This window comes from Pseudanabaena sp. SR411 (assembly GCF_002251945.1).
Taxonomy (GTDB): Bacteria; Cyanobacteriota; Cyanobacteriia; order Pseudanabaenales; family Pseudanabaenaceae; genus Pseudanabaena.
Genome location: NZ_NDHW01000014.1, coordinates 1 through 12,958 on the forward strand (window position 1 = coordinate 1; position 12,958 = coordinate 12,958).

Consider the following 12,958-nt stretch of genomic DNA (forward strand, 5'->3'; position numbering starts at 1 on the left):
TAATCAATACTTGGGTAGTTGCACGCAACTTTGCCATCAATCTCTACCGTTCTAACCTCTTTGATAATATGGCTCAAGCTCAACGCAAGTGTGCTTTTGGTCTTGATACTCTCAAACGCATCTTTAAAATGAAATAGCCCTGGGTATTGCTTGCTGATTACCAAGATTACCTGTTAGTCGAAGGATAGCCTTGCGCTCATCCCATATGCTCCCTAACTGTAAACCAATCTCATAGGGCAAGACGTTAATCGTAGCGCCACTATCCACTAAACCAATTGTTTCAACTACGCGATCGCGTTGCCTTAAAAGCAGTGGAACTCTTGGGAGGCTATCAAATTCGTTTTGGCTAGGGCTAGTAGTGGAATACTTGAAGCGCATAGATTATTGATGAGTTGTTTCTGACTGTTTAAGTGCTTCCATTAAAATCGCACCAGCACCAAACATATCGTAGGGTGTCGGTAGGTCATAGGTTTTAAATGGTTCGATTGGTGTAATGTCTTCAGCAATATCCAAGTCTTCTACGAGAACCCGAATTAGTTTGAGCTTTTCGATGGCAGTAAGCCTTCGTGCTGCTGGAATTACTTCGGCTAATGTCATGTTAGTCTCTCCGCAGTCTGAGTTCTTGTAATTCTAGTTTACTTGATCAAATGCGATCGCCCCTCTAAAAACAATCAACCAGCGATCGATTATCCATACTCACAACCAGCGATCGCCCCTCTAAAAACAATCAACTAGCGATCACCTATCCATCCCATAAACAGCGATCGCCTATCCATTCCCATAAACAGCGATCACCCCACCAATAAAAACACCAAACGGCGATTACATATTCACACAAAATAAAACAAAGGATAATACTTAACACTTGCGTAAATCATATAAAAACTCAGGCTCTTTAAGTCCCAAAATAATTAATTCTTTGATATTATCTTGTAGAAACTTAATCACAGTAATTCTATCTTTTAGTATTTGATGATCTCGGTCAAAGTTCACTGGTGTACCATGTGCGACAGCGCTGCGATAACTGTATAACTTTTTCCATATTTTGTCTTCTGGAGCATCCATAAAATATGCTTTTGGTAATACGTCTCTAGAAAATCGTTTGCGAAGTAGGATAATTTTATTTGTAATTTGATGGTTAATCGAGTCTAGTGATTCTGAGAGTCGAGGTGCATGAGTAATTAGGGACTCAATAATTGCGAATAGCCCTACGATCACTAGATCAGAACCATTAGAGATATCACGAAGAGAAGAAAAATTCTGAACAGCTATTCTCACAAAATTGAATTGGTCTGGTAGGTTTTGGTACATTTCATAAAGCTCTCCAATAAATGCAATTTGTATTGTGGTGATAATCTCAGGTTTACCGAAAGCTTGTTCCCAATCGCTGTAGCGCAAAGCTGCATATGGGGACATTAAAATATGTCCCATTGTTTCACCATCGTATATAAGTTGTGATCCAATTTCAAAATTAATTGGCAGAAGTCGTGATAACAATTGAAATTCATGAATTCTCTCATTTTGTCCTTCAAATGAGATTACCCAATATTTCCATCGTTCTTTTGGTAAAGGTTCATGAACATATGTTTTGTGTCCAAGCGAGTTGATTGTTTCTACTACTTCTGCATCATATGGAACCCATGTAGTTCTCTTATACGGTAAAGACTCTTTTACAATTTTTTTGATTTGTTCTACTTCAGAATCTGTTGCAGATCGGAATATATAATTGGGCAAAATTTCAACTGGTAAATCGCCCACAACCTGTAAATGAGAAATAATGACTGCAATATTACTTTGTACCATTTTTCTGGCTTCCTAATTTTTACCCAGCAACAAAAATTCAGCTAAATTAAAGATTAATATTTTGGGCAGCCAGCATTGCATTCATATGTGTAAAAATCTGATCTAGTTCCCCAATGGTTTCTAACTCAGGAATCTCTTCAACAGAAAGCGGTTCTACTTTTCTTTTCTCTAGAAGCAGCTCCATCCGATCCTGTAGGCGATCACTAAACTTAAACAGATTGAGATTGCCAAATTTCTCAACGCAAATCTCATGAATTAGTAATGACGGTTTGACAAGTGTTGCAGTCATAAATTTACTCTGATTGACTAAATTATTAATTCAAACGCGATGTTTTTATTATAGCTATTGATGAAGATGCGATCGCCATACTCATAACCCTGTCAGCAAGCAATCAAGAGATTTTACCCGTGAAATGAATAAGCGATCGCCATACTCATCAACCTATCAACAAGCAAGCGATCGCATATACTGACATATACAACTTCACAGTTTTAACTTGTGCCAGCAAGAGACATTTATCACAATACTGTCAAAACCGCCCTAGAAAAAGATGGCTGGACAATTACCCACGATCCATTTCCACTGCAAATTGGGAAAAAGCGTTTATCTGCGGACTTAGGAGCAGAACGCCTCATCAGTGCTGAAAAAGGTATCCAAAAAATTGTTGTAGAAGTAAAAAGCTTTGTAGGTCAGTCTGATGTTAAGGATTTAGAACAAGCTTTAGGACAGTACATCCTAATATCGCCAAATTCTCAACGAAACAAAAATTGAGCGCGATCTCTATCTTGCAGTCTCCCGCCTAACCTTCAACAGCGTATTCACGATACAATTAGGGCAGATGCTACTTACAAATCAGATTATCAAACTAATTGTTTTTGATGATGAAAGTGAGGTAATTGTCCAATGGATACCCAATTAAAATATCGTCAGATTATTCAACAAGTACTCCAAAATCATGCTGACTATCGCTCTACAATACCTGATGCTTATACATCACAAGTATTATTTGATGATGAGCGCGGACAATATCTAGTTCTCGACATTGGCTGGAACGATGACCAATACCTTCACAGTACTCCTAGTCATCTGAGTTTAGTCAATGACAAAATCTGGATTCAGTATGATGATACGGAAGAAGGTATAGTAACTGACTTGATAGATGCAGGTGTATCTAAGAATGATATTGTCCTTGGATTTCGTCACCCAAAAGTTCGTCAATATACAGGATTTGCCGTTGCATGATGAGCGAATCTGGAGACAATGCGATCGCCATACTCATACACAAATCAGCAAGCAATCAAGCGATCGCACATATGCTTAGAACAAAAGTCACCTTAGCTGACGTACTGTAAAAGGTAAATGTAATGCCAATGTACGGAAACACGCACCCTTTAGCGAGGTAGAACCGATCCCGTTTAAAAGCCTTACGCTCTAAGATATTCACAGACGTTGAAACTACAGGAGGTAACTGGCGATGCAACCAACTAATCCCAATCAATTTACCGAAAAAGCATGGGCAGCGATCGCAAGGACACCCGATGTGGTGAAAGCGGCTCAGCAACAACAAATTGAACCCGAACATTTACTTAAGGCTCTCCTAGAAGAAGAAGGGCTGGCAGCAAGTATCTTTAGTAAAGCAGGGATCAATATTCAAAAATTGCGCGATCGCACCGATGAATTTATTAACCGTCAGCCCAAAGTATCAAGTTCTAATAGCTCTGTATATTTGGGTAAAAATTTAGAAGTATTGTTTGATCGTGCTGAAAAGGAACGCAAAAGTTTTGGCGATGATTTTATCTCGATTGAACATATCCTATTGCCCTACTGCAAAGATGATCGCTTCGGCAAACCTCTCTATCAGGAAATGGGACTCGATGAGGCAAAGCTCCGTAATGTGATTCAGCAAGTAAGAGGCAATCAAAAAGTGACCGATCAAACTCCCGAAAATAAATATGAAGCGCTTACAAAATATGGGCGCGACCTAACCGAGTTAGCCCGTGAAGGCAAACTCGATCCTGTGATCGGACGTGATGATGAAATCCGCCGCACGATTCAGATTTTGTCACGGCGCACCAAAAATAATCCCGTGCTTATTGGTGAACCAGGGGTCGGTAAAACGGCGATCGCCGAAGGTTTGGCGCAACGCATTCTCAGTGGGGATGTACCCGAATCACTGCAAGGTCGTAAGTTAATCGCTCTCGATATGGGCGGATTGATTGCAGGTGCAAAATATCGTGGTGAATTTGAAGAAAGACTAAAAGCTGTTCTCAAGGAAGTTACAGAATCAAGCGGTCAATTCATTCTCTTTATCGATGAAATTCATACCGTCGTTGGCGCAGGAGCCACACAGGGAGCGATGGATGCAGGTAACTTGCTGAAGCCAATGCTGGCGCGAGGTGAGTTGCGTTGTATTGGTGCGACGACATTGGATGAATATCGTAAATATATTGAGAAAGATGCTGCACTTGAGCGTCGCTTCCAACAGGTTTACGTCGATCAACCGAATGTTGAAGATACGATCTCGATTTTGCGTGGTCTGCGCGATCGCTACGAGTTGCATCATGGTGTGAAGATTTCTGACACCGCACTAGTAGCAGCAGCTACGCTTTCTAATCGCTATATTAGCGATCGCTTCTTGCCTGATAAGGCGATTGATCTGGTCGATGAAGCTGCGGCGAAGTTAAAAATGGAAATCACCTCTCAACCTGAAGCCCTTGATGAAATTAATCGCAAGGTGATTCAGCTTGAAATGGAATGCCTCTCACTCAAAAAAGAAACTGATCGCGAATCTCTAGATCGTCTGGAAAAACTGAACAAAGAACTAGGCGATTTAAAAGAAGAACAAACCACTCTCAAAGCACAATGGGAAGCTGAAAAAAGTGTCATCGATAATATTCGCAAGTTGAAGGAAAGTATTGAGCATGTAAATGTAGAAGTTCAGCAAGCTGAGCGAGATTATGACCTAAACAAAGCTGCGGAACTGAAGTATGGCAAGCTTACCGACTTGCAACGTCAACTAGAGGTTGCCGAGGTAAATCTTAAGGAAGCGCAAACTTCAGGGCGATCGCTATTGCGTCAAGAGGTTACAGAAGAAGACATTGCGGAGATTATCTCGAAATGGTCAGGCATTCCGATCAGTAAGCTAGTGGAATCTGAGAAAGAGAAGCTCTTGCAATTGGAAGATGTGCTACACGATCGCGTCGTTGGTCAAGAAGAAGCTGTCACTGCGATCGCTGATGCCATTCAACGTTCCCGTGCAGGACTCGCCGATCCTAATCGCCCGATCGCTAGCTTTATCTTCTTGGGCCCAACTGGTGTTGGTAAAACCGAATTAGCTAAAGCTCTCGCCGCCTATCTCTTTGATACTGAAGAATCAATGGTGCGGATCGATATGTCGGAATATATGGAGAAGCACAGCGTTTCCCGTTTAGTCGGCGCACCTCCCGGCTATGTCGGTTACGAAGAAGGTGGACAACTGACTGAAGCAGTGCGTCGTCGTCCCTACGCCGTAATTCTCTTTGATGAAATCGAGAAAGCACATCCCGATGTATTTAACATCATGCTGCAAATCCTTGATGATGGTCGCGTTACCGATTCCCAAGGTCGCACCGTTGACTTTAAGAACTCGATCATCATTATGACCAGTAACGTCGGTTCGCAATTTATTCTTGATATTGCTGGCGATGATTCTAAATACGAAGAAATGCGCGATCGGGTGATGGAGTCTATGCGATCGAGCTTCCGTCCAGAGTTCCTTAACCGTATTGATGAAATTGTGATCTTCCATGCTCTCCGCCGTGATGAACTCCGCCGTATTGTGAAGCTACAAGTTCAACGTTTAGAACAACGTTTAGGCGATCGCCGCATGACGTTGAAAATTGCTGATGCGGCTCTAGATTTCATTGCGGAAGTTGGCTACGACCCAGTTTATGGAGCGCGTCCACTGAAGCGGATCATCCAGCGTCAACTGGAAACCCAAATCGCGAAGGGTATCCTACGTGGTGACTATAGCGATGGCGACACCATCTTTGTCGATATTGAAAACGAGCGTCTCGCCTTCAAACGACTTTCTGGCGATCTGATCACTGTTTCCTAAAAGAGAAGGGGTGCATTGCACCCCTTCTCTTTATTTTTGATTTAGAATACTTTTGAGCAGAGTTGTAGTTAATATATGCTTCTCACGGTTTTACCACCAGAAATACAACCTTCCGCTTCGGCAGTTACCGCAGTAGCGAAACAAGGCGAAAATCGAGTTGCGCTAAGAGGAATTAGCTGGCTGTCATACCAACAAATTCTCCATGCTCTTCCTGACAGTCGAGCTGCACGGCTCACCTACGATCGCGGCATCCTTGAGATCACTATGCCCTTAGAAACTCACGAATTTTCACTGCGCTTAATCGAGCGTTTTATCATCATTTTAGTGATGGAAATGGGGATGAAGCTCAAAACTATGGGATCAACCACGATGGATCGTGAAGATTTACAACGTGGCGCTGAGCCAGACTGTGCTTACTACATCCAGAATCAACCGAAAGTTGCAGGAAAAATAGTTGATTTTAGCCAAGATCCGCCACCTGATCTCGTAGTTGAAGTGGATATTACTCATACCGATATTGATAAAAATAAGCTTTATGCTAGCCTTGGTGTTCCTGAATTTTGGCGATATAACGGACAAGCATTAAAGATTTATACATTACAAGAATCAGAATATGTAGAGTGCGATCGCAGTCCTACATTTCCTTGGATGCAAAAGGAATATTTATATAACTTTCTCGAAGAAGCGCAACAGGACGAGATTGCTGCTGAAGTTAAGTTTCGTGATTTTGTCAAAACTAATGGTGCTGGGCTACAGCCCAGCACCATTAGCTAAAAGCGTCCCGATCGCACAGCATTGGCGAGATCTGTTAAAGTCTCAACCGTGGTCTCAAAGTTAATGCAACCATCGGTGATGCTCTTGCCATATTCCAATTTTGACAATTCTTTCAAAGGTTGCTTGCCTCGATTGAGATGACTTTCGAGCATGATGCCAACAATATGTTCTGAGCCGTTACGCACCTGCTCAGCTATATCTTGCAACACGATCGGCTGATTTTTATAATCTTGTCCGCTATTGTCGTGACTGCAATCAACCATCATGTAAGGCAATAGTTTGCGATCGCGAAGACGATTGGCGATCGCCTCTACATGAACGTTGTCATAATTTGGTCCCTGCTTACCGCCACGTAAAACGATATGTCCATCAGGATTGCCTGTTGTCGTGACAATGCTTGCCATACCTTCATTATTGACACCAAGAAAACGGTGGGGTTGACGTGCTGACAATAGTGCATTAATCGCTACGTCAATGCTGCCATCAGTGCCATTTTTGAAACCTACGGGCATCGATAAGCCAGAGGACATTTCACGATGAGTTTGGCTCTCAGTAGTCCGCGCCCCGATCGCTGTCCAAGAGATCAGGTCAGCAAGATACTGTGGCACGATCGGATCAAGCAGTTCAGTGGCACTAGGCAAGCCCAATTTTGCCACATCCAGCAATAGTCCCCGCGCCATGCGGATACCGTAATTAATATCAAATGTACCGTTGAGATGCGGATCATTAATCAGCCCTTTCCAGCCAACCGTGGTACGAGGTTTCTCGAAATAGACACGCATCACAATTTCGAGGGCATCACTTACGCCATCACGAAATTTGGCTAATTTTTCAGCGTATTCACGGGCTGCTTTGACATCATGAATTGAGCAAGGACCAACGACTACCAATAAACGGCGATCGCTACCATTCAAAATATTTCTAATTCTGGCTCTCGCATTCGAGACTACCTTAGCGATCGCGGGGGTAATTGGTAATTCTGTTTTTACCTCGACGGGTGCTAATAGTGGGCAAGTTTCGACCACATGCAGATCGCTGGTCTTGAGCTGCTCTAAATTTTCATCTAATACTGATATTCCTTGCCCAGAAATCTGGGCGCTATCGGTTGATGACACGCTATTGAACTCCATATAAATATCTACTTATACTTTAGCCTCCTAGTGGGGCAAAAGTATCCTAGGGATGGACTTTTGTTACAACAATCTAAAAAACTATCTCTAGCCCTAATTTGCACAGATAATTACAGAATATTCTTAAGGAGCATACAGCGATGAAATTACCGTTGTATATCGTTCTGTTCTTGTTTGGTTTAGCGATCGCTCAAACTATTTACTTCTATCCATTACTGCCCAATATCGTTGGTTCGCATTTTGATATGACAGGCAAGGTCAATGGAAATTCTCCGAAGCTGACCTACTTTATTCTCTACTTTGTCTCGTTGGCAATTACCAGTTCTTTTACGCTGGTTCTACCGTTAATTATCAAGTACTTACCGACTTCTATGATTAACATGCCCCATCGTGAATATTGGCTATCAGGTGATCGCAAAGAAGAAACCTTAATCTTTTTCAATGCCCATATGTCTTGGTTTGGGGTTGCTACCATGCTGTTCCTGATCGCAATTTTTCATCTAACATTTATAGCTAATCTTAGTCCGATTAAAAATCTTAGTTTACCTATGCCTTGGGCATTATTTGGGGCGTTTTTCCTGTTTATGATTTGGTGGGTTGTCGTGTTATTACGACGATTTCCCGCACCTTCTTAAAAAAGAAATGTGGCGCTTAGTGCCACATTTCTTTTTTGTAGATAAAATGGAACAAAGCGAGAATAAACGAACGGATAAAAACTATGCCACGTTATACAGGAATTTCTAGCGAAGCCTTTCGCCATCCCCTCGATCGCCAAGCCGAACAAGCTCTCCGCAGCGTCCCCGGTTTTGATCTGGTGGCGGGAAAATTTGTGGAGTTTATGTATGAGCGTCCGCAGACGATTTACCATATCGGCAATAGCATTCAGGTCAGTCATCGTCAGTATGCGACGATCCATCGCATCTTTCGAGAATGTGTCGCTGACCTTGATGTGCAACCCGAACCAGTCCTATTTGTTTCGCAAAATCCTGTAGCTAATAGTTACGCTCTGGGTAAAGATCATCCCTATATTGTGATTAACTCAGGATTACTAGATCTGTTAACTGAAGATGAAATTCGATCTGTACTTGCCCATGAACTTGGTCATATTAAATGTGGTCACACCACGCTCATCCAGATGGCGATGTGGGTGATGAGTGTTGTTTCCACTATTAGCGAAATGACTTTCGGTTTAGGGGGAATTATCAGCAGTGGCTTGATTTATGCCTTTTTTGAATGGCGACGTAAGGCTGAACTATCTAGCGATCGCGCGGCTTTGTTAGTTACCGATCAGCTTGATACAGTTCTTTCCACAATGATGAAGTTGTCGGGTGGAAGTTCTGCTTTTGCCCATGAGTTAAGTTTGCCTGAGTTTATCCGCCAATCGGATGCATATCAAGAACTCGATAAGGATAATCTCAATCAAATTTATAAATTCATGCTCTACAACGGCTTTGGAGCAGGCTCCATGCTCAGTCATCCATTTCCTGTCGAACGGGTTCACTATATTCGTGAATGGGCTGAGGCGGAAGAGTATCGCAATATCAAATCTGGCAACTATAAGCGTGGCGATACGACTGGTGCGGTTGATGTTTCGCAATCTCCTAAGGAAGAGAAAAAAACTGAGAGCGAAGCAGAACGTCTGAAGCGTCAAATTGAAGAACTACAAGCTGAAATTAATCGTATTAAACGTCAATAGTGTACTTCTATAGCTTTAGCCAGTTATATTAGGAAAAATCCAAAACCAAAAAGAGAGTTGCGGCGCGAAGCGCCGCAACTCTCTTTTTGGTTTTATGTCATAACTCCGAAGAACTGTAGGGACTTAGTCTCCAAACCTTCTTTCAATATGACTCTAAAACTAATCCGTACCTCCCCATGTCCAAACAGGATTACCATTCTTCACCCCCTTATTCAAAATCACTGGTGTTAACCCATTTGCATCACGCATCCCTGTCATATCCAAAATCAAGTAAACCTTGTCATTCACAAACCGCATTCGCAAATATGAATGCCCTTCAAATGGCTCATCATTATACTTAGCGATACCTGCTGTCCCCTTACAGTTGCGATACTTGACCTGCAAATTTGCCACCCAAGTCACACTAAACTCATCACTTTTCTCAATCCGAAACTCCCTTGCAAACCAACCCAGTGACGCTGAGCCATCGGTAGTATAACCACCCTCAGCATAGGGACGCGGTGTTTGAGTGAGACTCACCTCCGTAGGACAAAGCGGAAAAGTCCCGCCCGAATCCCTAGGATACACACTCAGCTTGATATTGTTTGGGGCAGCAAAACTGGGATTTGTGAATATGGACAATTGCGCGATCGCCAAAGCACCAACACCCAAACATACTTGTTTAAAAATTTGACTGAAAGCCTTAACCCTAAAGTTTTTCATGATTTTTTATCGCTATAGTAACTCTACAAAACTTAGAAGGCAAAAGAGCTTGTATAGTTCCCTCAACCAAATGGGGCTTGGAGACAAAGCCCCATTTGTAGGATGGGTTAGCGATAGCGTAACCCATAATTAATTCCTAATTCATGCGTTACGTTGCACTAACGCATCCTACTTATCGCTACTTATCGCCCATAATGTTGAGTAGAGCGTAAAAAAAGCTATATTGATTAGCCTAAGATCTCAGCTACTAACCCATGACCACTTCCATTTTATCCGATTTAAAAATTCGTTTCTCTAAGGCGATCGCCGCCGCCTTTGGTGAAGAATATGCCAACCACGATCCCGCCGTTGCACCTTCCAAGGATGCTAAATTTGGCGATTATCAATGTAATGCCGCTTTAGGTTTAACTAAAAAACTGAAACAAAAGCCTCAAGATGTAGCAGCCCAAATAATCGCAAACGTACAAGTTGACGACATGTTCGAGGCTCCGACGATCGCAGGAGCAGGATTTATTAACTTAAAGCTGAAACTTAGTTACTTAGAAGCCCAATTAGCAAAAATGCAAAAAAGTGATCGCCTCGCGATCGCCAAGGTCGATAAGCCCGATCGCGTGATTGTCGATTTCTCCAGTCCGAATATTGCTAAGGAAATGCATGTCGGACATTTGCGATCGACGATTATCGGTGACAGCATTGCCCGAATTTTAGAATTTCAAGGTCACGAAGTCCTGCGCCTCAACCATGTCGGTGACTGGGGAACTCAATTTGGGATGTTGATTTCTTACTTGCGCGAAGTTTATCCAGATGCGCTGACTAAAGCCGATGCGATCGCGATCGGTGACTTGGTAGAACTCTATCGCGCCGCAAAAAAACGCTTTGATGAAGACGAAGCCTTTAAGGAAACTTCTCGCAATGCTGTAGTGGAGTTACAAGCGGGAGGTACTGAAGCCAAACTCGCATGGCAATTACTTTGCGAACAGTCGCGCCGTGAATTCCAAAAGATTTATGATGCTCTTAATATCCAATTAGAAGAACGCGGCGAATCTTTTTATAATCAGTTCTTATCTGATGTAGTTACAGACTTACGCGAAACTGGCTTATTGCAAGAGAATCAAGGTGCATTATGTGTATTTCTGGAAGGCTTCACTAATAAAGATGGTCAGCCTTTACCGCTTATTGTTCAGAAGTCAGATGGTGGCTATAACTACGCGACCACTGACCTCGCCGCCCTGCGTTATCGCATTCGTGAAGATAAAGCTACCCGCATCATTTACGTGACCGATATTGGTCAATCGGGACATTTTGCCCAAGTCTTCCAAGTCGCTAAACGTGCCAATTGGATTCCTGAAACTGTGCAGACTACCCACGTTCCCTTTGGCTTGGTGATGGGTGACGATGGCAAGAAATTTAAAACGCGATCGGGTGATACGATCGCCCTCAAGAGTCTCCTAGAAGAGGCAATCACCCGTGCGCGTGCCGACATTGAAACTCGCAATCCTGAAGCCTCAGAAGAATTTAAACAAGATGTCGCCGAAGCGGTCGGACTTGGAGCCGTCAAGTATGCTGACCTCTCGCAAAATCGCACCAGCAATTACATCTTCAGCTTTGACAAGATGCTAGCTCTGCAAGGAAACACCGCACCCTATATGCTCTATGCCTATGTGCGCGTGCAAGGGATTGGGCGTAAAGGTGAGATTGATTTTGCTAGTTTGAATGTTGATGCAGTAAAGCTCACTCAAGATCCTGAGATTGTCCTAGCTAAGCATTTGTTACAATTTGCCGAAGCGATCGATGCGGTTGCGGAAGAGTTATTCCCAAACCGTCTCTGTCAATATCTCTTTGAACTCAGTCAAAAATTCAATCAATTCTTCGAGCAATGTCCAGTATTGCAAGCGGAAGAATCCGAGAGAATCTCACGTCTAAGCCTTTGTGACATCACCGCCAAAACTCTCAAACTAGGATTAAATCTCCTCGGTATTCGTGTTTTAGAACGCATGTAAAATAAAGAGGTCGTGCTACGCACGACCTCTTGTCAAATATAGGAAATCAAAATGACTTTAGAACAACCTGATAGCGTTTGGAATCATAAACCTTGGTGGTGTCAGCCTTGGTCAATCATCTTGACTGGCATCTCGATCATTAGTGGTAGCTGGCTGTTATTCAAACTAGTTTGGTTATCGATTCTGGTCGCGATTCCTATAACTGCATGGATGGGATTTTTCGTGATTCTATTCCCAAAATTAGCTCTACAAGAGGCAAATCAAGAGGTTGGTTAACACTTCAGAATTAGAGCGTACCTGAATCGAGTTGTTCCAAGTATATAAAATTAGGCGATTTGACACCCGCTTCGGCTCTAATTTTTACTAATTTGGGAGACTCAAAAAATTTCTTAGCATCGGCGATCGCAGTCCAAGCGGAAAAATGCACAATTTTGTTTGGTTCATGCTTATATTTGAGAACCTGATACGATCGCTCACCTGCTTCTCTACGAATATCTGCCGCCTCATCAAAAACTTTCTTCCAAGCAGGATAGTCCGCGACTTCGTGAATAATCAAAACGTATTGCATGAGTGGTGCTGTATTAGAATTAATCCATTTTACGAGATTGGCGATCGCTTTAAGTTTTCTATATCCAGACTTTGAACCTACATTCCGCTCGTAATGGAAGGGTAAAATAATTACCGAAAATCAAAATCATCGAAAATCAAAAAAGAGGAGGTAAATATTAATACAGAGATGAAAGTATCGAATCTAGA

General features: G+C 42.6%; 14 protein-coding genes and 1 pseudogene. 8 read left to right on the forward strand and 7 right to left on the reverse strand.

From position 1 onward, the window contains the following. Positions 1–123: 123 nt before the first annotated feature. The 4 genes from B9G53_RS00170 to B9G53_RS00185 all read right to left on the reverse strand — a co-directional run bounded on the left by B9G53_RS00170 (position 124) and on the right by B9G53_RS00185 (position 2,092). The gene (locus B9G53_RS00170; RefSeq protein ID WP_094528311.1) at positions 124–378 is read right to left on the reverse strand and encodes a hypothetical protein; all 255 of its coding nucleotides are present in this window, start codon (positions 376–378) and stop codon (positions 124–126) included. A gap of 3 nt (positions 379–381) precedes the next feature. Then, positions 382–597, reverse strand: a complete 216-nt coding sequence (locus B9G53_RS00175) for a hypothetical protein (RefSeq protein WP_094528312.1) — start codon at positions 595–597, stop codon at positions 382–384. A 261-nt stretch (positions 598–858) separates the two neighbouring features. Further along, positions 859–1,803, reverse strand: a complete 945-nt coding sequence (locus B9G53_RS00180; protein WP_094528313.1) for a HEPN domain-containing protein — start codon at positions 1,801–1,803, stop codon at positions 859–861. A 46-nt stretch (positions 1,804–1,849) separates the two neighbouring features. Further along, positions 1,850–2,092, reverse strand: a complete 243-nt coding sequence (locus B9G53_RS00185) for a hypothetical protein (protein WP_094528314.1) — start codon at positions 2,090–2,092, stop codon at positions 1,850–1,852. Between the two features lie 210 nt (positions 2,093–2,302). Between B9G53_RS00185 and B9G53_RS28885 the strand changes: the two are divergent. From B9G53_RS28885 to B9G53_RS00205, 4 genes and pseudogenes are all read left to right on the forward strand, one after another. Next, positions 2,303–2,723 (forward strand): annotated as a pseudogene (locus B9G53_RS28885) (element excision factor XisH family protein). Beyond that, positions 2,708–3,046 carry a XisI protein gene (locus B9G53_RS00195; RefSeq protein ID WP_094528315.1) on the forward strand — a complete coding sequence of 113 codons (339 nt, stop codon included), beginning with the start codon at positions 2,708–2,710 and terminating at the stop codon, positions 3,044–3,046. The pseudogene B9G53_RS28885 and the gene B9G53_RS00195 overlap by 16 nt, the downstream one beginning before the upstream one ends. 232 nt (positions 3,047–3,278) lie before the next feature. Further along, positions 3,279–5,900 carry an ATP-dependent chaperone ClpB gene (gene clpB / locus B9G53_RS00200; RefSeq protein ID WP_094528316.1) on the forward strand — a complete coding sequence of 874 codons (2,622 nt, stop codon included), beginning with the start codon at positions 3,279–3,281 and terminating at the stop codon, positions 5,898–5,900. Positions 5,901–5,975: 75 nt separating this feature from the next. After that, positions 5,976–6,674 (forward strand): Uma2 family endonuclease, encoded by a 699-nt coding sequence (locus B9G53_RS00205; RefSeq protein ID WP_094528317.1) that lies wholly within the window; start codon positions 5,976–5,978, stop codon positions 6,672–6,674. Here the strand turns inward: B9G53_RS00205 and B9G53_RS00210 are convergent. Continuing rightward, a complete protein-coding gene (locus B9G53_RS00210; RefSeq protein WP_094528318.1) occupies positions 6,671–7,804 on the reverse strand; it encodes a 3-deoxy-7-phosphoheptulonate synthase in 1,134 nt (377 codons plus the stop codon). The genes B9G53_RS00205 and B9G53_RS00210 overlap by 4 nt on opposite strands. A 140-nt stretch (positions 7,805–7,944) precedes the next feature. On the opposite strand from B9G53_RS00210, the gene B9G53_RS00215 reads away from it, so the two are divergent. Then, positions 7,945–8,439, forward strand: a complete 495-nt coding sequence (locus B9G53_RS00215) for a DUF1648 domain-containing protein (RefSeq protein WP_094528319.1) — start codon at positions 7,945–7,947, stop codon at positions 8,437–8,439. An 83-nt stretch (positions 8,440–8,522) separates the two neighbouring features. Next, on the forward strand, positions 8,523–9,500 hold the full coding sequence (locus B9G53_RS00220; protein WP_094528320.1) for a M48 family metallopeptidase: 978 nt from the start codon (positions 8,523–8,525) through the stop codon (positions 9,498–9,500). A 159-nt stretch (positions 9,501–9,659) separates the two neighbouring features. Here B9G53_RS00220 and B9G53_RS00225 read toward each other — a convergent pair whose 3' ends face one another. Beyond that, on the reverse strand, positions 9,660–10,202 hold the full coding sequence (locus tag B9G53_RS00225) for a hypothetical protein (RefSeq protein ID WP_094528321.1): 543 nt from the start codon (positions 10,200–10,202) through the stop codon (positions 9,660–9,662). Positions 10,203–10,456: 254 nt separating this feature from the next. Here B9G53_RS00225 and argS point away from each other — a divergent pair, with 254 nt between their 5' ends. Together argS and B9G53_RS00235 are read left to right on the forward strand one after the other, a co-directional pair. Further along, entirely contained in the window at positions 10,457–12,202 is a 1,746-nt protein-coding gene (argS, locus tag B9G53_RS00230; protein WP_094528322.1) for an arginine--tRNA ligase, read from the forward strand. A 51-nt stretch (positions 12,203–12,253) separates the two neighbouring features. Beyond that, on the forward strand, positions 12,254–12,478 hold the full coding sequence (locus tag B9G53_RS00235) for a DUF6737 family protein (protein WP_094528323.1): 225 nt from the start codon (positions 12,254–12,256) through the stop codon (positions 12,476–12,478). A gap of 10 nt (positions 12,479–12,488) precedes the next feature. Here the strand turns inward: B9G53_RS00235 and B9G53_RS00240 are convergent, their stop codons facing one another. Beyond that, positions 12,489–12,770, reverse strand: a complete 282-nt coding sequence (locus B9G53_RS00240) for an antibiotic biosynthesis monooxygenase (RefSeq protein WP_094528324.1) — start codon at positions 12,768–12,770, stop codon at positions 12,489–12,491. Between the last annotated feature and the right edge of the window lie 188 nt (positions 12,771–12,958).

What these genes read in the sequence shown, in the direction of transcription:
- B9G53_RS00170 (WP_094528311.1), bottom strand. Translation starts at nt 378, where the DNA reads ATGCGCTTCAAGTATTCCACTACTAGCCCTAGCCAAAACGAATTTGAT.
- B9G53_RS00175 (WP_094528312.1), bottom strand. Translation starts at nt 597, where the DNA reads ATGACATTAGCCGAAGTAATTCCAGCAGCACGAAGGCTTACTGCCATC.
- B9G53_RS00180 (WP_094528313.1), bottom strand. Translation starts at nt 1,803, where the DNA reads ATGGTACAAAGTAATATTGCAGTCATTATTTCTCATTTACAGGTTGTG.
- B9G53_RS00185 (WP_094528314.1), bottom strand. Translation starts at nt 2,092, where the DNA reads ATGACTGCAACACTTGTCAAACCGTCATTACTAATTCATGAGATTTGC.
- B9G53_RS00195 (WP_094528315.1), top strand. Translation starts at nt 2,708, where the DNA reads ATGGATACCCAATTAAAATATCGTCAGATTATTCAACAAGTACTCCAA.
- clpB (WP_094528316.1), top strand. Translation starts at nt 3,279, where the DNA reads ATGCAACCAACTAATCCCAATCAATTTACCGAAAAAGCATGGGCAGCG.
- B9G53_RS00205 (WP_094528317.1), top strand. Translation starts at nt 5,976, where the DNA reads ATGCTTCTCACGGTTTTACCACCAGAAATACAACCTTCCGCTTCGGCA.
- B9G53_RS00210 (WP_094528318.1), bottom strand. Translation starts at nt 7,804, where the DNA reads ATGGAGTTCAATAGCGTGTCATCAACCGATAGCGCCCAGATTTCTGGG.
- B9G53_RS00215 (WP_094528319.1), top strand. Translation starts at nt 7,945, where the DNA reads ATGAAATTACCGTTGTATATCGTTCTGTTCTTGTTTGGTTTAGCGATC.
- B9G53_RS00220 (WP_094528320.1), top strand. Translation starts at nt 8,523, where the DNA reads ATGCCACGTTATACAGGAATTTCTAGCGAAGCCTTTCGCCATCCCCTC.
- B9G53_RS00225 (WP_094528321.1), bottom strand. Translation starts at nt 10,202, where the DNA reads ATGAAAAACTTTAGGGTTAAGGCTTTCAGTCAAATTTTTAAACAAGTA.
- argS (WP_094528322.1), top strand. Translation starts at nt 10,457, where the DNA reads ATGACCACTTCCATTTTATCCGATTTAAAAATTCGTTTCTCTAAGGCG.
- B9G53_RS00235 (WP_094528323.1), top strand. Translation starts at nt 12,254, where the DNA reads ATGACTTTAGAACAACCTGATAGCGTTTGGAATCATAAACCTTGGTGG.
- B9G53_RS00240 (WP_094528324.1), bottom strand. Translation starts at nt 12,770, where the DNA reads ATGCAATACGTTTTGATTATTCACGAAGTCGCGGACTATCCTGCTTGG.